This window comes from Streptomyces chlorus, assembly GCF_042655885.1.
Classification (GTDB): domain Bacteria; phylum Actinomycetota; class Actinomycetes; order Streptomycetales; family Streptomycetaceae; genus Streptomyces; species Streptomyces chlorus.
On the sequence record NZ_JBHSOA010000035.1, the window covers coordinates 194,562 to 211,023 of the forward strand.

Genomic DNA, 16,462 nt, shown 5'->3' on the forward strand with positions numbered 1-16,462 from the left:
ACGGGTGAAAATGGCAGCAGAGTCTTCAGCAGGGTGAGCACGAGTCCGTGCGGGTCCAGATGGTGTCCTGCCGAGTGGTGTAGCAGCGATCTCCGCATAGCCCCTGGTCATGGGGCGGCCAACGCGTAACTCTCCGAGTGTCGACCGCGCGCCACAGGTACCGCCACGCGCCGTTGATCTTTAGGTAGACCTCGTCGAGGTGCCACTTGTCACCGGCCTGGGGCCTGCCGCGGCGTAGTCCGGCCGCGTACTGGGGTCCGAACCGGGTGCACCACTGCCGGATGGTCTCGTGGGAGACGATGGTGCCGCGGGCGAGGAGGAGCTCCTCGACCTCGCGGAAGCTGAGCGGGAGGCGGTGATACAGCCACACCACGTGGGAGATGATTTCCGCCGGATACCGGAACCCCTTGTACGACGGCGCTGCGGCCTCCACCACGCCCCTCGACCGGGTACCGGTGCCCCTGGTACGACGGCGGCGCGCTGTCCACGAACGGCCCCTCCCCGCATGACCGACCAGAAGATCATCCCACCCGGTCAGCCAATGTGACAGTGCCACACGGGGAGATCGCGCGAAGCGGCACCCCGGGCGACGGCACCGACACAGCAGGTCTCACTTGACCACCTCCGTCCTCGCCATGCGATATGGGGCCGGGCGGGGTGACGATGGAGGGGAACCGATCCGCCCCCGCTGTTTCCGGAAGGGTGAGCCGGCATGACGTCTCCCTCCGATTTCCCCTCAGGCACCGGCTCGGCCCCGCACGGCACCGAGCCACAAGATGCCTCCCTCGGCGGAAGCCTGGCGGCCTTGGCGAACATGGGCTGGCAGATCCTTCTGACCACGGGCCTGGCTGCCATCGCCCTCGGCGTCGTGGTCCTTGCCTGGCCGGCGGAGACGCTGCGCGTCGTCGGCGTGCTCTTCGGCATCTATCTGCTGGTCATCGGTGTCTTCCAGCTGGCCGCCGCCTTCGGCACGCACATCCCCGGGCATCTTCGTGCGCTGCATTTCCTCACGGGCGCGCTATCCGTCCTGCTCGGACTGATCTGCTTTCGCGGCACCCTGCAGTCGGTCCTGCTGCTCGCCCTGTGGATCGGCTTCAGCTGGCTGCTGCGCGGCACCATGGTGACGGCCACAGCGGCCTCCGCCCCGGACACGCCGGCGCGAGGCTGGATGTTCTTCACCGGAATCATCGGCATGCTGGCAGGCATCGTGCTGATCGTCTCGCCGTTCGCCTCGATCGGCGCGCTCACCCTGGCGGCGGGCATCATGGCCATCGTCCTCGGCGTGATCGAGGTGTTCCACGCCATCAGGATGCGCATCGAAGTCGGCCGTGTCGCTCCCGGAGCCACTGCCGCGCGGCGGCCTCTGTTCCGCTCTCAACCGCACCCCCAGCACTGATAGCGGCAAAGACTCCGGCGCCCCGCTGATGCGGCGTCCGCCGTACCGGACGTCTGCGGCACGCAGCATCTGCCACGCTGCCGCAGCGCACGGATGCGCCGCCGGCCAGCGCTGCACAGTGCCGCCCAAACGCCGTCAGGAGGCAGCGATGTCCTGGGCCAACCGGGTGGCCGGAGGCCGCCCTGAACGGCGAAAGCGGGTGCGGTGATGGCTGGTGCTCGGACACGTGCCCGGGTGGTGATCGTGACGAACCCACGCTCGGGCGGCGGCAAGACTGCTCGTTACGGCCTGACCCAGCGGGCCGAGGACATGGATGCCCAGGTCTGGACGACCAGCGTGGAACGGGACGCGGCGTCGCTCGCGAGGAACGCGGTCCAGCAGGGGGCACAGGTGCTGGGAGTCGTGGGCGGCGACGGCACCGTGTCGGCGGTCGCCGCAGTGGCCGCTGACACGGGCCGGTCGCTGGTCGTGGTCCCGGCGGGCACCCGAAACCACTTCGCCCGGGACCTCGGCCTCGACCTCCGCGATCCGGGGCAAGCACTGGACGCCCTGGTCGACGGTGAGCCCGCACAGGTGGACCTGGGGATGCTCGGCTCGCGTGTCTTCGTCAACAACGTCTCCTTCGGCATGTACGCAGACGCCCTGCTGGAGCCCGGGTACCGGGATGACAAGCCCCGCGCGTTCGCCACGGTGGCCCCCGACTATCTCAAGGGCAGGCAGTGGGTCGAGGCCCGCGTGGACACCCCCTGGGGGACCGTCGAGTTCCCGCAGGCGGTGCTGATCTCCAACAACCCCTACCACCTGGCCACACCGCGCTGGCTGGGGCGTCGCTTCTCACTCACCACGGGACAGCTGGGCGCCATCGTCCTCAAACGCCCGGCGCAGGCGCCCCCAGACCTCCTGCGGCACCTACGCGACGAACTGCGACAGCACAAGCGCGGTGCCGACCCGCCAGATGAAGGGATTGCCGTCTGGTCGGCTCCCGGCATCACGCTGCACGGTGACGTCCGGCACCTGGACGCAGGCCTCGACGGCGAAGCGGTGCGGCTTCCTCTCCCCGTCCTGTGCGCAATCCGACCGGGTGCCCTGCGTGTGCTGCTGCCGAAGGACCGGCCGGGGATCCCGCCGGAGTACGCAGCGCGCCACTGAACGCCAAGGCACGGAATCCGGAAATCCGTATTCTGTGCCGCAGTACAAGCGGCGTCCGTTCATAGACGCCGAGCCCTGGGCGGGCAAGGTCGCCCGGGCCCGGGTTCGACGTAATTCGGGGGCCTGGGGCGGCGAATTCAGGGTCTGACCTGCGTGGACATGGGTATGGCCGCCTGGAGGGCGTTTCTCTGGGCGGTGGTGTTGTCGCTGGTCAGCGGGATGCGGGCTGAAGGGAGACGACCTGCTTCGGGGCGGGGATCTGGAGCTTGGCGAGCAGGTCTCGTTGGGGCTTGGTCAGGGCGGTGACCTGCTGGAAGGTTCCGGCGGGGCCGGTGAAGGTGCCGAGGTGGATGCGTTGGAGTTCGCGGCGGATGCTGTGCCGCTCGAAAAGTCGTCGCCGCAGGTGGGAGTGGTGCGGTTCGGCCGCTGGGAGCATGTCCGCGTGATCGTATCCTTGCTGTACAAGGTGGCCCGGAGGTTGCTGTCCGTCCCGTCGGTGCTGCTGCGCCGCGAAACCACCAAGGACGCGGAACTGCTCGTGCCGCGGCACGAAAACGCGGTCCTGCGCCGGCAACTGGCCGGCCCGGTCCGCTACGAGCCGGCCGACCGGTTCTGGTTCGCCGCCCTGTCCGCGCTGATACCCCGGCGACGCCGGCGGGAGGTCTTCCCGGTCACCCCCGCCACCCTGCCCGCCTGGCATCGCAGGTGCATCGCCGCCACGTGGGACTACACCGCACGCCGACGCACCGAACGCCCACCCACCCCAGCAGCGATCAGGACGCTCGTTTTGCGGCTGTCCCAGGAGAATCCGCGGTGGGGCCACCGGCGCATCCAAGGGGAGTTGGCCCGACTCGGGCATCGGATCGCCGCATCGACGGTCCGGGAAATCCTCCACGCCGCGGGCACCGGCCCGGCGCCTCGTCGCTCCGGCCCGACCTGGCGCGAGTTCCTGGCCGCCCGGGCCGGGGGCATCATCGCGGCGGACTTCCTCCACCTCGACACCGCGCTCGGCACGAGGCTGTACGCACCGGTGCTCCTCGAGCACGGCACGAGGCGCCTGCGCATCACCGGAGTCACCGCCCGCCCGACCCGGGAGTGGGCCGTGCAACGGGCGCGGAACCTCACCGCCGCCCTGGGCAGGCGCAGGCAGTCTTTGCGGTTCCCGCTGCAGGACCGCGACGGCAGGTACGGTGCGGCGTTCGACGCGGCCTTCGAGGCCGAGGAGCTGGAGGTGATCTTGAGTGCCCGGCGGGCTCCCCGGCTGAACGCCCACGGCGAGAGGAGCATTGGCGGCATCCGCCGTGAGGTGCTCGACCACGTCCTGATCGTGGTCGAGGCCCACGCCCGCCACGTCCTGGCGGCTTACCCACGGCACGACAACGCGCACCGCCCTCACCAGGCCCGGCAGCAACTACCCCCTGATGTCCGGAATCAGTCCGACGTCGCAGTGCACGACCTCGACACCCACCGAGTGCTGCGGACCCGGATCCTGGGCGGCCTGATCAACGAGTACAGATATGCGGCGTGACGTGCAGCGATGACTTTTCGAGCAGCACATGATCAATTGAGGGCGCGTCAGGGCGTGTAGGGGCGGGGCCTGGTCACGCTGTGGTGGGCGGGGCGGTGGCGCCGGTGATCTGGTCCCAGAGCGCGAAGCGGACGGTCATCTCGGCGCGGTGGTCGGGGACTGTCATCAGGTGGCGGTGGGGCCGGAAGTGGGGTGAGATGCCACTGAACGCGGACAGGAACCGCTGAGCCCCGCCTAGGGCTTGTAAAGAATCAACATGGTGATTCTTTGACCTGGAGGCTGAAGCCGTTCTCCCGTAGCAGTCGACCAACCGTGGGAGCCGAGACCCGGTGGCCTTGGCCGGTCAACCAACGTGACAGCGTCCGTAGGACGCGGTCTGAGGTGTTCGTGTGCCCGCGGAACTGGCGCAGGGCAAGATACCTCAAGTAGAAGATCCAAAGTCTTCGTCGGTTCGCCGAGCAGACGCGAAAGGGGCCGACCGCCTGCGGGCTGGTCGGTCTCGGTATCGTCGGGAACGCCCGCTCGGCGGGGTCACACCTCGGCGAGGCCGAGTTGACGGAGCATACCAAGTTCGTCGCTGCTTCCCCAGCGTTCGACGAGCTTGCCGTCGCTGTCGAAGCGGCTGATCTGCATGCCTCGGTAGCTCACCTTCTTGCCGGTCGCCGGTTGCCCCATCAGTGTTCCCAGATGCGTCCCGGTGATGGTGTAGGCGAAGGCCAACTCGTCGTCGGTAGCCACCAGATGCTCCACCTCGACGTGCAAGTCGGGAAAGGCTGCTCGCAACTCGCCGAACATGGCCTTGTACCCTTCGGGTCCCGGCACCTGTCCTGGGGCGGGGTCATGATCGATCGAGTCGGGTGCGACGATCTCGTCGAGGGCGTCGAGGTTGCCGGTGACGACGGCCTCTCCGAAAGCAGTCTGTGCGGCGATGTTTGTCTGCTGAGACATAGGCACTCCTCGGGCGCGTGCCGGCCACCGGCCTGTCCGTCGGCTGCGAAGTCCACGCACCTACGCCGTATTCGGACCGTACCCCAGCCATACGCTCCCAGCATGTCTACGCGGCAGGCCTCCAAAGCAGCTGCTCTTCCTGTCTCGCCGGCGGGACGGGCCGGCGCGCCCCTGGCGTCTGGGCAACGGCCGTGCTCGCGCCCACGACGTCGTCCGCGTCGTGGTGGATATCTCAACCCGGGGCGCGGGAAGGAGGCCAGGCCGGCGTGCGGGTGCCGCGCGGCCGGCCGGACCTTACTCTCGGCGTATGTCCAACTACACAAATGCACCTGCGGTCGGCGGTTGCCCGGCGCGGCTCCGGTCCGCCGCACGGCCTCCCTTGCCGCCGATCCCGAGCGGGAGCGGCGGATGAATCCGAACGATCTTCCTGCGCCGGCCGAGGGGCTGGTGCTCACACACTTCTTCACCGTCTCCGATGTGCCGCGCTCCCGGGCGTTCTACGCCGACGTGCTGGGGGGAACGGTGGTGCTGGAGGAGAACCCCTGCATCATCAAGGTCGCCAACGGCTGGATCATCCTGAACCCCGGCGGCGGTCCCACCGACGACAAGCCCGACGTCGTACTGCGCCCGCCGGACGACCCCCACACCGCCTCCAGCTTTCTGAATGTGCGGGTGGCCGACATTCACCGCTTCTACGACACGGCCGTCGCGAAGGGAGCGGAGTTCCTCACCCCGCCCGTCGACCGTCGCGCCGAGTTGCGCTGCTATCTGCGCGATCCGGACGGCTACCTCATCGAGGTGGGTCAGGCGACGGGCCTGCTCAGGGGCGAGCTGGCGCGCACCGACATCTGAACGGGGCGGTGCCCGGGTGGCCACGCCGGCGCGGGATTCGCGGCTGCTGCCGGGCCTCAGCCGGAAGCGGGATCGGGCCCGGGGAGCCGCAGGTGCGGGTCCGTCGCCCCGCCCGGGCATGCCATCCGCTCGATCTGCCATCCGGCGCGTCGGGCACCGGCCCGGTACGCGCTTTCGTAGAAGGCGAGCACGGCGGCACGCGGGTCGGCCTCGGTGCGGACCTCGTCGTACCGCAGTACGACCAGGTGGCTGTTGTTCCGGGCGCTCCAGTGTGCCGCCGCGGGCCGGAGCCCGCTCCGACAGCCTTGGCCGAGACGCCCGCTTTGCCGGGTTGGGCTGGAAGGGCGAGACAGACAGGAGTAACCCCGGCATGGCCGGCACGACCCCCCCGTGGCTGCGGATCGGATCCGGCGCACCGCCCGAAGCGGCGGGCGTTCTCCGCGGATACAAGCTGCGGATCGTCGCCGAGTACGACGCCGAAGCGGCAGCCACGCCTCGTCCGGCCGGGTTGGACAGACGATTCCTGACCTTCGACCTGCATCCGGTCCTGTTGCTGCCACCGCCGCCGGACGACCGGCTGCCCGAGGGCCCTCGCCGGTCACAAGCCCGCTCTCCTAAGCCGTTCCGGGATCTGTTCCGAGGGCGTCGCGCAGGAATGTGACGGCCTGGTCGATGGCCGCTCGGGTGGCCTTGGACTGGCTGAGCGAGTTGATCATCATGAAGTCGTGCACCGTGCCGTCGTAGCGCACCGTGGTGACCGGGACGCCGGCGGCGCGGAGCTTGGCGGCGTACGCCTCGCCCTCGTCGCGTAGCACGTCGGCCTCGTCGACGAGCAGCAGGGCGGGTGGCAGGCCGGCGAGCTGTTCGGGTGCGGCCCGGTTGGGGGATGCGGTGATCTCCGCGCGCTGTTTGGGGTCGGTGGTGTAGGCGTCCCAGAACCACTCCATCAGCTTTCGGCTGAGGTAGTAGCCGGTGGCGAACTGGTCGTAGGAGTCGGTGTCCATCGCCGCGTCCGTGACCGGGTAGTACATCGACTGGTGGACGAACCTGACGTCGCCGCGCTCCTCGGCCATCAGGGCGAGCGCCGCGGTCATGTTCCCGCCGACCGACTCGCCGGCCACCGCCATGCGCTGGGCGTCCAGCCCCTTGGACGCTCCCTCACGCGTGATCCACTGCGCGGTGGCGTAGCCCTGTTCGATGGCCACGGGGTAGTGCGCCTCCGGCGAGGGCGTGTACTCCACGAAGGCCACGGCTGTACGGGCGCCGACCGCCAGCTCCCGCACCAGCCGGTCGTGGGTGCCGGCGTTGCCCAGTACCCAGCCGCCGCCGTGCATGTACAGCACGACGGGCAGCGTTCCGGTGACGCCCTGCGGTGTGACGATGCGCACCCGCACGTCGCCCACCACGGCCGGTATGGTGATCCACTCCTCGTCGGCCGGCAGCTTGTCGACCGGCGCGGCTTGAAGGTCGTCGAGGACCTTGCGCGCTTCGGCGGGCCCCATCTCGTACAGGAAGGGATGCTTCGAGGTCGCGTCGGCGAACTCCTGCGCCGGGCGCTCCAGGACGATTGAGGCGGACTGAGCAGCCATGACAATGCTCCCTGACGATGCTGAGAAGCGCATGGTGAGACGGCGTAAGGCGTCCGGCCGGCAAGCGCCGGCGCCACTGAACGCCCGGGCCCTGGGCGTGAGTCCTTGTTCAAGGTTCAAGGCCCTCATTCAAGCCCCATGGGCTCATGCGCCCATGGTAATCGCACCTCGTGCACCCATCGACTTCGGAGCGCCCGGCCGACGCCAGGATCTCGGCCTTCGGCCTCGTACTCGACCGCGCGGCGTCAGCGTTGGTGCGCGAACCACCGGCCACCCGCTGAGGCGAGAGCAGGCCGGGCCGGCGCAACTGATCGTGGCGATCAAGTCCAGCAGACCGATGGCTCGTTACTGACCCACGCTCCCGGACCTGCGGCGGCGCCCGCCGGATGGCCGGCTCGGTTCGGGGTGGGCGGCGGCGAGGTTGCCGTGGCCGTTTCGGGGGCACAGACCGAGCACGCCGACCGGGGCCGTGAGCAGCGGTGTGGGCAGGCGCATCCCGAACAGGTCGACGGACAGGTCGCGCTGGGTGGGGCTGACCATTATGCGCGGGATGAGGCCCCACTGCTCGAACGCGGTGACGTTGGCCCGCTGGGTACTCGTTGCCCGCACCGCCGACCACGTAGGAGCGCACCGCGGGCGGCATCGCCGCCTCGGTCGGCGGCTCCGGATCGTCGGAGGTCATCAGCAGGCTGGGCACCACGCCGCGCGGTCCGTCGAAGCAGATCTCGTTCTGATGGTTGGCGTAGGTCATGATCCGGCCTTCCGGCCACGGCCCGCCCGGTGTGGGGCCCGGATCCCACAGTGGAAGTCCGGGCTTCGCGGGGCCGTCAGGACGCAGGATTCCTGCCGCAAGAACGGCTCGAATGCAGGAAACCATCGCAGCTGGGTGCCGGTGCCCGCCGGGGCGAGCGTGATTACGGAGAGTGAGGATTCCGTTTGCGCTTGCCTCGCCCCTGCCGCATAAACGATACGGAACTTCCAGCTCACGGCGCAGGAGGTGTCGACGATGCTCAGGCACGACCTCAAGCCCGTCATCTTCCTGATCAACAACGGCGGCTACACCATCGAGCGAACCATCTGCGGCAGGGACGGAGGCTTCAACGACATCGCCAACTGGGCGTATGCCGACCTGCCGAAGGTCCTCCATCCGGGGACGAACGCCCGGACAGCTGTCGTGAAGACCGCAGCCGAGCTGAAGGACGCGCTGGCAGCACCGCACGACAGCCTGGTCTTCATCGAGGCGATCATGGACAAGTACGACGCCCCGCCGACTGCCATTGAATCCGGGCACCTCATGGCGGACATCGACTACGGCCCTCGCGGGCCGCAGCACCGGCCCGGTGTCCAGATCTGACCGGCTTGACAGCATGCGCGTCTCTACGACGCCAGTGCCAGCCGCCGCACCGGACGGCGGGATCACCTCGTCGTGGGTGACCGGCTGTGAAGCCTACGGCCAGGGCCCCGGGCTGAGGACTGCCCTGGAGACGCGCGGCATCGGCTACGTCCTTGCCGTTGCCTGCTCCACACGGGCACCGGTCAATGGCCGCCGCACTCCGATCCGCGCGGGCATCCTCGCAGGCCGCCTGTCCGACGCGGCCCGGCACCGGCAAAGCGCCGGCCCGGGCGCGAAGGGGCCGCGCTACTACGACTGAACCTGGGTCCAGACCGGCACCGGCGGCCATCGCCACCTGTTCATCTGCTGTCGGCACCGGGTGAAATGTGGGCCACGGGCGGCGGATCAAGAGCGGGCCGGTCTGCGATCTTTTGATCATTCTGACGGAGTCAGGAGGAGAGGTGATCCACGTGCAGGACTGGGCTGAGATCCGTCGGTTGTACCGGGCTGAGGGTTTGTCGGCGCGGGCTATGGCCTGGCAGCTGGGGATTGCCAGGGGCGCGGTGGACGCGGCCGAGCCCGCCGAGACGGGAGCCCGCAGGGCGTACACATGATCTCGACTTCCCCTCATCAGGAGCCGACTCGCGTCGGTGTCGTAGGTCTGAGCGCGAGCGGCGGGTGGGCGGCCACCGCCCATGTGCCGGCCCTTGCGGGGCTCGACGGATACGAGGTGCGGGCCCTGAGCGCCAGCAGCACCGAGTCGGCACGTGCGGCCGGCGAGAAGTACGCGGTACCGCTGACCTTCAGCAGCGCAGAGGACCTGGCTCGCTGTGAGGAAGTCGATCTCGTGGTCGTGACGGTGAGGGTTCCGCAGCACCTGGAACTCGTCCGCCCTGCGATCGGGGCAGGGAAGACGGTGTTCAGTGAGTGGCCGCTCGGTGCCGATCTCGCGCAGGCCGAGGAACTGGCCGCCCGTGCTCACCGCCGGGGGGTGCTGACGGCCGTCGGCCTGCAGGCCCGGTCGGCTCCGCCGCTTCGGTATCTGCGGGACCTGGTCGCCGGGGGCTACGTGGGGCGGGTGCTGTCGACCAGCATGCCCGGGTCGGGCGACCGCTGGGGCGCCACGTATGACGACAGCCATGCGTACCTGCTGGACGCCAGGAGCGGTGCCACGTTGCTGTCGATTCCCTTCGGGCACTCGGTCGACGCGCTGGCCATGGTGCTCGGGGAGTTTCGCAAGGTGTCGGCTCATATCGAGAACCTGCGTCCCGAGGTCACCCATGTGACGAGCGGGGCGGTCGCGGCCAAGAGTGCCGAGGACCAGATCGCCGTCGCCGGTCTGCTTCGATCGGGGGCCGTGGCCGCGGTGCACTTCCGCGGCGGCACGTCCCGCGCCACCGCGTTCCACTGGGAGATCAACGGCACAAAGGGCGATCTCGTCGTCAAGGCCGATCAGGCCCAGTGGTGGTCGGGGCGTCTGCGGCTGTACGGCGCCCGAGGCAACGATGGCACGTTGACCGAACTTCCGGTTCCCGTCCGCTACGAGCGGTCGCTGACGCAGTGGATTGGGCGATCCGGCGAGCCCGCCTACCACGTCGCCCACCAGTACGCGCTTCTGCGTGAGCAGATCAAAGGAAGCCTTGCGCCGGACACGGAGGGCGTGCCCGACTTCCTGCACGCCGTCCGGCGGCACCGCATGCTGGACCAGGTCCGGGACGCGGCACGGACCGGCCAGCAGGTCACGCTCTGAGAGGGCGTTAAGTCCCATCTCTCTGGGTTCGTGATCGCTCGTTCGTGTGACTGGTTGCCGTTCGGGGCAGCGATTGGGCATGTGCATGCTCGGATGTCGGCATGGAGCGTGAGCCGTATCCGAGCGACTTATCGGACGAGCAGTGGGCATTGATCGAGCCGATGATCACGGCCTGGAAACAGGACCGGGTGAAGCGGTCGGCGACGGGAGACCCCGGGACCTGTGCTCTCCGGGAGGTCGTGAACGCGATCTTCTACCAGAACCGGACCGGCTGCCAGTGGCGCTATCTACCCCATGACCTGCCGGCCTGGTCGGCGGTGTTCTACTACTTCACGCTGTGGCGCAAGGACGGGCTCGACCAGCGGATCCAGGAACTTCTGCGCTGGTGCTGTCACGTTGTTGGGTGCGTGGGTCTCTGACGGCGCGTCGGGGCGTGGTGGGGGCCGGGTTCCGGGCCGGTGCTCAGGCCTCGGCGGGCTGGCCGGCGGCGCCGGTGATCTGGTCCCAGATCGCGAAGCGGATGGTCATCTCGGCTCGGTAGCCGGGGCGGTCATCAGGTGGCGGCGGGGCCGGAAGTGGGGTGAGATGCCGCTGAACGCGGACAGGAACCGCTGGGCTCCGCCGACGCTGCGGAAGCCCTTCATCGCGCGTTCACGCTGCCGGGTGGGCTGATGACTGTTCTCGGCCCGGTTGGTCAGGCCCTTGTGCGAGCGGTGCTCGACGGAAGGCATGACCTCGCGGTGGGCCGCGCCGTAGGAGCGGAGCTTGTCGGTGACGATCACCCGTGGCACCGTGCGGGTCGTCTTCAGCAGCCTGCGGAAGAAGCGCCGGGCCGCGGCCTTGTCCCTGCGGGACTGTACGAGGATGTCCAGGACGGTGCCGTCGGCGTCGACGGCCCGCCACAGGTACTTCCGCTCGTCGTTGATCTTGATGAAGGCCTCGTCCAGGTGCCACTTGTCTCCGGGCCGGGGCCGCCGGCGGCGCAGGCCGTTGGTGTAGGCCTGCCCGAACTTGGCGCACCAGCGCCGGACGGTCTCGTACGAGACGGTCACACCACGCTCGAGCATCAGCTCCTCGACCTCGCGGAACGACAGCGGGAAGCGGTGGTACAGCCACACGCAGTGCGCGATGATCTCGACCGGGTACCGGTGCCCCTTGTACGACGGCGGCACGCTGTCCACGGACGGCCCCTCCCAGCATGACCAACCAGAAGATCATCCCACCCGGTCAGTCAACGTGACAGTGCCCCTGCGCCCGCGCAGGACAGAACCCCCTTCCACGCCGCGACGTCCTCGCCCACCGCGTCGCCGACTTCGCCCGGCGCTGGCACGGCGGCCAGGGCTGGCACACGGACACGGCGACCACCCTGTATCCGGCGGCCTGCGGCACCGCCCGCGAGTGCTTGCGGCAGACGCCGAACGGCCCCCGACCGTCCTGCCGGGACGCGGAGGCGTCCCGGCCGCCGGGACCGGTGGTCAGCCGCCTCCGACCATCGTCCCGCCGGGCGGGACTGAGTATCCGCTCAACTCGAGGTCGCAGGTCAGAGGCCAGAGAGGACCGGATGCACCTTCGTGAGTGCGGGTCCTTTCCCTCGGACGAGGACGCGCGGGACCGCCGCTCCGGCACGGCCGCCCGGATCAGAGCGGTAACAGCTGTTACCATGCGGGTATGGCGAAGACACAACTGGGCGCGCGCGTGGACGAGGACGTCGCGGAACTCGCGAAGAAACGCGCCGCCGACCTGGGACTGAGTATCGGCGACTACCTCGCCCGCCTGGTCCAGGACGACGCCAGCGGCCTGCGCGCCCGCGCGGTGGACGCCGCCGCCCGCTTCCTGGCCGAACACCAGGCACTCTTCGACGAAGCCGAAGACGCCCAGCACACGCCTCAGGGAGCGCGCGCCGCCTGATGGACCTGCACATCGACGTCCCCTGGATCCTGCAGGTCGCCGAAGCCGCCGGCGTGAACGACCCGGCCCCCGACGACTACGGCGTCCCGGTCTCGGCGGTCGCCCGCCACCGGGCCGAACTGTTCGAGCAGCCCGTCTACGACGGCCCCTACGCCAAAGCCGCCGCCCTGGTGCACACCCTGGGCCGCTGCCGCTGGCTGGAGCGCTCCAACCTCGCCGTCGCCGCCGCCACCGGCGTCATGTACCTCGAGGCAGCCGGGATCACCGTCAAACCCGCCCGCGAGGACGCCCTCGCCCTCAAGAACCTGCTCCTGGACCCGGCCTGCACCGCCGGGAAGATCGCCGCCCTGCTGCGGAGCTGGCCCACCGCCACCTGACGCCCGCAGGGCCGGCGCCGTTTCCCGGGACGCCGGGAAACGGCGCCGGCCGCGCAGGGGGTTATGCCCGTGTGCTGATGTGCCCGGTTGCACGTCAAGGTGCCCTCCGGAGGAACCGTGCAGTTCACTGTCCTGCCCGCCCGTGCGTGGCCTGACTACCCGCGACCAGGAGAAGCACTCCTGGTCCGGGACAACTGGGACGACTACCACTTCAAGACGACGTTCTACCTGCTTTATGCCGACGCACGCGGCGAGATCAAGGACATCGGCTCGGTCAAGATCGGCCGGTTCGGCATGACAGCGCCGGCCAGGACATCGCTGCCGGACGACTTCAAGGTGCTGGACGAGGCCTTCTTCTCACTCGGGCAAAAAGACCGTAGTGCTTCAAATTGGCTTCTCTGGCTGTGAGCTGGGGTTTGTCAGGTGGTCAGTCTGCTCGACGGTACTCGTTGATCAGGCCAGCGACGGCTTGTCGGCGTTCGATCCGAGCTGCCGGCAGGGGGATGACGTTGGGGTCGTCGAGGGGTGCGAGCTGGTTTCGGCCTTGGTGGGGCCGGTGCGCGTTGAAGTGACGGGCGTAGTCGTGGAGGACCTTCTCGGCGTGGCCACGGTCGAAGATCAGGACCCGGTCGGTACACTCCTGCCGCGCGGAGCGGATGAACCGCTCTGCGTGCGGGGTGCCGTTGGGGCTCCTGGGAGGGATCTTGGTCACGGTGATGCCCTCGCCGGCGAGGACTGCGTCGAAGGCTGCGGTGAACTTCGCGTCGCGGTCGCGGATCAGGTGAGGGAAGTCGGCGGCACGTCGCCGAGCTGCCACACCAGTTGGCGGGCCTGCTGCGTGGCCCATGCCGCTGTGGGGTGGGCGGTGACGCCGAGGATGTGCACGGTGCGGGTGCGTACCTCCATCACGAACAGGGCGTACAGCCGCTGCGGGCCGACGGTGTCCACATGGAAGAAGTCGGTGGCGAGCAGGCCGCTGGTCTGGGCCTTGAGGAAGGCAGCCCATTCGCGGCGTGCCGGATGACGGCGCGGTGCCGGGCCGATGCCGGCAGCGCGCAGGATGCGGCGGACGGTGGCAGCGCTGATCCTGTGTCCAAGGCGGCGCAGTTCGCCGTGGACGCGGCATGCACCCCACCGCGGGTTCTCGTTGCCGAGCCGGATGATCAGGTGGCGGAGCTCGTCGGACAGCGGCGGGCGGCCCGGGGCGGGCGGCTGGGTCCACTTGTTCTTGATCAGGCGCTGGTGCCAGGCGAGCAGGGTGCGTGGGGTGACGATCCGGTGGCCGCGCAGTGCCCGGGGCTGGAGCCGGGCAAGCACGGTCAGCAGCGCCCGGTCCGGCCAGGTGGGCTTCGGCGCGGCGACCTGGCGGCGCAACACCGCGACCTCGTGCCGCAGGATCAGGACCTCCGCGTTCTTGGCCGCAGTAGATCGGCACAGCAGAGCGAGCCAGGTGAAGATCCGTGTGGCGAGCAAGTAGACCATCCGTACGAGCACGATGAGCGATCATGCCCGACCGCTTCACGAGCACGTCGCCCGAGGTCAGCAGCGGTGAAGCAGTTTTGGAGCACTACGGGCCCCTCCGCAAGATCTTCATGAGTCTTCTAGGTAGAAGTCTTGGTGGGCGGCCACGAACGCCTCGATCGTCTGGGCGGGTACGCCCGTCACACGCTCGACGTCGTCGGACGCACGGTCGTAGCGGTTCTCGCGGTGCAGCCGGGCCATGGTGGCGATGTGCTCTTCGGTGTGCGGCGGCAGGCCCACCTTGGCGAGCACCTCGGTTCGCCACCACTCCAGCGGCACATCCACGTAGGACACCGGACGTCCCAACGCCCGTGAGTACTCTTCGGCCATCTCGTTCATGTTGACCGTGCGGGGCCCCGTCAGCTCGTAGACGTTACCGATATGCGGGGCCGGCTCGCGCAGCACAGTGGAGACCACCCGGGCGACGTCGTCCACGGCGACCGGCGACGTGCGCCCGGTCCCGAACGGCAGCTCGATCGTTCCGTTTTTCCGGATGGATTGTGCCGCCAGCGAGGTGAACAGCGGGTTGTCCAGGAACGACGTCGGCCGGATGTGCACCACTGGCAGGCCCGACCAGTTCAGGACCTGTTCCGCCAGCCAGTGCAGCCGCTGCTGGTGGGACTCCGTGGTGCTGGTGGAGGTCATCTGGGACACCGTCATCTGCGACATGTCCACCAGAGCGTCCAGTTCCCGGTGCTCGCGTGCCAGGCTGGCCATCACGGTCGTCGCCAGCAGGTGGTCCGGCGATACCGGCAGGGCGAAGTACACCCGCCGGACGCCCTGCAGCGCGGCCGCGACTGATTCGGGTCGGGTCAGATCGCCGACGACGACTTCCGCGCCGAACACCCGCAACCCGGCCGCACGATCGTCGTCGTGGTGAACCAAGGCACGTACCGGCACGTCTTGCCCGCGCAACTGCTCGAGGACCGTACGGCCGACGCCACCGGCGTTGGCGATGAGAACAAGGTTGCTGGCAGCCATTGGTCGATCTCCTCGGGAGTAGCTGAGTAGCGGAGCGGGAGCAGCTGGTGCAGCTCGGGTGCACGCGTCAGGCGGCGGTCGTCGTGCGCCGCCGCGGTGGACTGCCACACAGGCCGAGCAGCAGCGCGGCGCCGACGGCCCACAGCGCCAGTGTGACAACGGGGCCTGCTGCATGCGCGCCGTCGAAGTAGCTCAGATCGGTGATGATGCGAACGGCGGCGCCGGGGGCAGCAGCGCGGAGACGGCTCGGGCCGCGGAGGGCAGCAGGTCGGCGCCGATCGTGACACCGCTGGTGGCGTTGCCGACGGTGAGCAGCAGGAGGTGGCGACGGGAAGTCCGGCGGGGCTGAGGTGGGTGCCGAGCAGCTTGGTGGTGAAGGCGGCCGCGGTTGCCGGCAGGGTCAGGGCCGGCATGAGTGGAATGACCGGGGCGGGAATCACTCCCAGAACGGGACCGTCGATGGCCGCGGCGATCGTGCCGATGGCCAAGGATGCGCAGCGGTACTGCAAGCTGCCCTCCCCGCCGACGCGGGAGTGTTCCGCAGGACGCAGGCGGGTGGCCGCAGACTGCGGAGACCTAGCCGAGATGACCGTTCGCTTCGCCGTCCGGGACCAGATCACCGGCGCTGTCGACCGGTCCACCACGGCCTGACCTCAGGTCCGAAGCGCAAGCCCATCACGCCCCGACGGCGCCATCAGACACTCACACACCCAACAACGTGACAGCGCCCTCAGGTGAACACGCCGTCCAAGGCATAGCGGCGGAAGCGGGTGTACACCGTCTGCCACGGCCCGTAGCGTTCCGGCAGGTCGCGCCAGGAGATCCCGGTACGGATCTTGTAGACGACCCTGGACTGCACCTCGGTCGGGCAGCCGAATGTCTGCTGCCGGCTTCGGCTGCTCGTCGACATCCCGTCCGTCTCCGGGGAGCTGGTCCGGTTCCTGCCGGATGCCGGCGCATCTCCCGTCCTGCGGCGTTCCTTGTCCAGCAGATGGCCGACAACGGCACCCGTCTCATTTACGACTCTGCCGCCGGCGCCCTGTCCGTCTGTCAAGACGGACACTCCGTGGCCGCTGCCTGTGGCGTCGCCCCGAGGTTCTTGCCCTACTGCGGTGCATCGCGGCTCAGGA

At 69.2% G+C, this 16,462-nt stretch carries 19 protein-coding genes and 5 pseudogenes; 12 read left to right on the forward strand and 12 right to left on the reverse strand.

Annotated elements, in window-relative coordinates:
• Positions 1-139: 139 nt before the first annotated feature.
• Positions 140-433 (reverse strand): annotated as a pseudogene (locus tag ACFPZI_RS17520) (IS6 family transposase); the annotation flags it as partial.
• A gap of 279 nt (positions 434-712) precedes the next feature.
• On the opposite strand from ACFPZI_RS17520, the gene ACFPZI_RS17525 reads away from it, so the two are divergent.
• Positions 713-1,396 carry an HdeD family acid-resistance protein gene (locus ACFPZI_RS17525; protein WP_381364022.1) on the forward strand — a complete coding sequence of 228 codons (684 nt, stop codon included), beginning with the start codon at positions 713-715 and terminating at the stop codon, positions 1,394-1,396.
• A gap of 243 nt (positions 1,397-1,639) precedes the next feature.
• Entirely contained in the window at positions 1,640-2,545 is a 906-nt protein-coding gene (locus tag ACFPZI_RS17530) for a diacylglycerol/lipid kinase family protein (RefSeq protein WP_381364024.1), read from the forward strand.
• Between the two features lie 211 nt (positions 2,546-2,756).
• On the opposite strand, the gene ACFPZI_RS17535 is transcribed toward ACFPZI_RS17530, so the two are convergent.
• Complete coding sequence (locus tag ACFPZI_RS17535; protein WP_381364025.1) at positions 2,757-2,981, reverse strand: hypothetical protein; 225 nt, start codon at positions 2,979-2,981, stop codon at positions 2,757-2,759.
• Between the two features lie 6 nt (positions 2,982-2,987).
• Between ACFPZI_RS17535 and ACFPZI_RS17540 the strand changes: the two genes are divergently transcribed.
• Positions 2,988-4,073, forward strand: coding sequence for an integrase core domain-containing protein (locus ACFPZI_RS17540; RefSeq protein ID WP_381364027.1), 1,086 nt, complete (start codon positions 2,988-2,990; stop codon positions 4,071-4,073).
• Between the two features lie 73 nt (positions 4,074-4,146).
• On the opposite strand, the pseudogene ACFPZI_RS17545 reads toward ACFPZI_RS17540, so the two are convergent.
• Both ACFPZI_RS17545 and ACFPZI_RS17550 read right to left on the reverse strand, forming a co-directional pair.
• A pseudogene (locus ACFPZI_RS17545) lies at positions 4,147-4,311 on the reverse strand (IS6 family transposase); the annotation flags it as partial.
• Between the two features lie 293 nt (positions 4,312-4,604).
• The gene (locus ACFPZI_RS17550) at positions 4,605-5,021 is read right to left on the reverse strand and encodes an ester cyclase (RefSeq protein WP_381364028.1); all 417 of its coding nucleotides are present in this window, start codon (positions 5,019-5,021) and stop codon (positions 4,605-4,607) included.
• A gap of 408 nt (positions 5,022-5,429) precedes the next feature.
• Here ACFPZI_RS17550 and ACFPZI_RS17555 point away from each other — a divergent pair, with 408 nt between their 5' ends.
• Positions 5,430-5,873, forward strand: coding sequence for a VOC family protein (locus ACFPZI_RS17555; RefSeq protein ID WP_381364030.1), 444 nt, complete (start codon positions 5,430-5,432; stop codon positions 5,871-5,873).
• Between the two features lie 56 nt (positions 5,874-5,929).
• Here the strand turns inward: ACFPZI_RS17555 and ACFPZI_RS17560 are convergent, their stop codons facing one another.
• The 3 genes from ACFPZI_RS17560 to ACFPZI_RS17570 all read right to left on the reverse strand — a co-directional run bounded on the left by ACFPZI_RS17560 (position 5,930) and on the right by ACFPZI_RS17570 (position 8,071).
• Positions 5,930-6,475, reverse strand: coding sequence for a DUF5996 family protein (locus tag ACFPZI_RS17560; protein ID WP_381364032.1), 546 nt, complete (start codon positions 6,473-6,475; stop codon positions 5,930-5,932).
• A gap of 12 nt (positions 6,476-6,487) precedes the next feature.
• Positions 6,488-7,462, reverse strand: coding sequence for an alpha/beta hydrolase (locus ACFPZI_RS17565; RefSeq protein ID WP_381364034.1), 975 nt, complete (start codon positions 7,460-7,462; stop codon positions 6,488-6,490).
• Positions 7,463-7,807: 345 nt separating this feature from the next.
• Entirely contained in the window at positions 7,808-8,071 is a 264-nt protein-coding gene (locus ACFPZI_RS17570) for an alpha-hydroxy-acid oxidizing protein (RefSeq protein WP_381364036.1), read from the reverse strand.
• Between the two features lie 358 nt (positions 8,072-8,429).
• On the opposite strand from ACFPZI_RS17570, the gene ACFPZI_RS17575 reads away from it, so the two are divergent.
• From ACFPZI_RS17575 to ACFPZI_RS17590, 4 genes and pseudogenes are all read left to right on the forward strand, one after another.
• Positions 8,430-8,816 (forward strand): thiamine pyrophosphate-dependent enzyme, encoded by a 387-nt coding sequence (locus tag ACFPZI_RS17575; RefSeq protein WP_381364113.1) that lies wholly within the window; start codon positions 8,430-8,432, stop codon positions 8,814-8,816.
• Between the two features lie 40 nt (positions 8,817-8,856).
• A pseudogene (locus ACFPZI_RS17580) lies at positions 8,857-9,111 on the forward strand (IS701 family transposase); the annotation flags it as partial.
• 294 nt (positions 9,112-9,405) lie between these two features.
• Positions 9,406-10,545 (forward strand): Gfo/Idh/MocA family protein, encoded by a 1,140-nt coding sequence (locus tag ACFPZI_RS17585; protein ID WP_381364039.1) that lies wholly within the window; start codon positions 9,406-9,408, stop codon positions 10,543-10,545.
• A gap of 101 nt (positions 10,546-10,646) precedes the next feature.
• Positions 10,647-10,928, forward strand: a pseudogene (locus ACFPZI_RS17590) (transposase); the annotation flags it as partial.
• A 79-nt stretch (positions 10,929-11,007) separates the two neighbouring features.
• Here ACFPZI_RS17590 and ACFPZI_RS17595 read toward each other — a convergent pair.
• A pseudogene (locus ACFPZI_RS17595) lies at positions 11,008-11,726 on the reverse strand (IS6 family transposase).
• Between the two features lie 487 nt (positions 11,727-12,213).
• Between ACFPZI_RS17595 and ACFPZI_RS17600 the strand changes: the two are divergent.
• From ACFPZI_RS17600 to ACFPZI_RS17610, 3 genes are all read left to right on the forward strand, one after another.
• Positions 12,214-12,453, forward strand: coding sequence for a hypothetical protein (locus tag ACFPZI_RS17600; protein ID WP_381364041.1), 240 nt, complete (start codon positions 12,214-12,216; stop codon positions 12,451-12,453).
• The gene (locus ACFPZI_RS17605; RefSeq protein WP_381364043.1) at positions 12,453-12,830 is read left to right on the forward strand and encodes a fic family toxin-antitoxin system, toxin component; all 378 of its coding nucleotides are present in this window, start codon (positions 12,453-12,455) and stop codon (positions 12,828-12,830) included. The genes ACFPZI_RS17600 and ACFPZI_RS17605 overlap by 1 nt, the downstream gene beginning before the upstream one ends.
• Before the next feature lie 117 nt (positions 12,831-12,947).
• The gene (locus tag ACFPZI_RS17610) at positions 12,948-13,238 is read left to right on the forward strand and encodes a hypothetical protein (RefSeq protein WP_381364045.1); all 291 of its coding nucleotides are present in this window, start codon (positions 12,948-12,950) and stop codon (positions 13,236-13,238) included.
• 19 nt (positions 13,239-13,257) lie between these two features.
• On the opposite strand, the gene ACFPZI_RS17615 is transcribed toward ACFPZI_RS17610, so the two are convergent.
• The 3 genes from ACFPZI_RS17615 to ACFPZI_RS17625 form a co-directional block, all read right to left on the reverse strand.
• Positions 13,258-13,647, reverse strand: coding sequence for an integrase core domain-containing protein (locus tag ACFPZI_RS17615; protein WP_381364047.1), 390 nt, complete (start codon positions 13,645-13,647; stop codon positions 13,258-13,260).
• The gene (locus ACFPZI_RS17620; RefSeq protein WP_381364048.1) at positions 13,608-14,324 is read right to left on the reverse strand and encodes a helix-turn-helix domain-containing protein; all 717 of its coding nucleotides are present in this window, start codon (positions 14,322-14,324) and stop codon (positions 13,608-13,610) included. The genes ACFPZI_RS17615 and ACFPZI_RS17620 overlap by 40 nt, the downstream gene beginning before the upstream one ends.
• Before the next feature lie 96 nt (positions 14,325-14,420).
• Positions 14,421-15,332 carry an NmrA family NAD(P)-binding protein gene (locus tag ACFPZI_RS17625; protein WP_381364050.1) on the reverse strand — a complete coding sequence of 304 codons (912 nt, stop codon included), beginning with the start codon at positions 15,330-15,332 and terminating at the stop codon, positions 14,421-14,423.
• A gap of 459 nt (positions 15,333-15,791) precedes the next feature.
• Between ACFPZI_RS17625 and ACFPZI_RS17630 the strand changes: the two genes are divergently transcribed.
• Positions 15,792-15,983: a hypothetical protein gene (locus ACFPZI_RS17630; protein ID WP_381364052.1), complete on the forward strand. Its 192-nt coding sequence runs from the start codon at positions 15,792-15,794 to the stop codon at positions 15,981-15,983.
• A 79-nt stretch (positions 15,984-16,062) separates the two neighbouring features.
• Here ACFPZI_RS17630 and ACFPZI_RS17635 read toward each other — a convergent pair whose 3' ends face one another.
• Positions 16,063-16,386 (reverse strand): transposase, encoded by a 324-nt coding sequence (locus tag ACFPZI_RS17635; RefSeq protein WP_381364054.1) that lies wholly within the window; start codon positions 16,384-16,386, stop codon positions 16,063-16,065.
• Between the last annotated feature and the right edge of the window lie 76 nt (positions 16,387-16,462).

Excerpts from the sequence above, each read along its gene's own strand:
- ACFPZI_RS17565 (WP_381364034.1), bottom strand. The coding sequence starts at position 7,462 with ATGGCTGCTCAGTCCGCCTCAATCGTCCTGGAGCGCCCGGCGCAGGAG.
- ACFPZI_RS17630 (WP_381364052.1), top strand. The coding sequence starts at position 15,792 with ATGGCCGCGGCGATCGTGCCGATGGCCAAGGATGCGCAGCGGTACTGC.
- ACFPZI_RS17550 (WP_381364028.1), bottom strand. The coding sequence starts at position 5,021 with ATGTCTCAGCAGACAAACATCGCCGCACAGACTGCTTTCGGAGAGGCC.
- ACFPZI_RS17585 (WP_381364039.1), top strand. The coding sequence starts at position 9,406 with ATGATCTCGACTTCCCCTCATCAGGAGCCGACTCGCGTCGGTGTCGTA.
- ACFPZI_RS17535 (WP_381364025.1), bottom strand. The coding sequence starts at position 2,981 with ATGCTCCCAGCGGCCGAACCGCACCACTCCCACCTGCGGCGACGACTT.
- ACFPZI_RS17525 (WP_381364022.1), top strand. The coding sequence starts at position 713 with ATGACGTCTCCCTCCGATTTCCCCTCAGGCACCGGCTCGGCCCCGCAC.
- ACFPZI_RS17625 (WP_381364050.1), bottom strand. The coding sequence starts at position 15,332 with ATGGCTGCCAGCAACCTTGTTCTCATCGCCAACGCCGGTGGCGTCGGC.
- ACFPZI_RS17555 (WP_381364030.1), top strand. The coding sequence starts at position 5,430 with ATGAATCCGAACGATCTTCCTGCGCCGGCCGAGGGGCTGGTGCTCACA.
- ACFPZI_RS17605 (WP_381364043.1), top strand. The coding sequence starts at position 12,453 with ATGGACCTGCACATCGACGTCCCCTGGATCCTGCAGGTCGCCGAAGCC.
- ACFPZI_RS17600 (WP_381364041.1), top strand. The coding sequence starts at position 12,214 with ATGGCGAAGACACAACTGGGCGCGCGCGTGGACGAGGACGTCGCGGAA.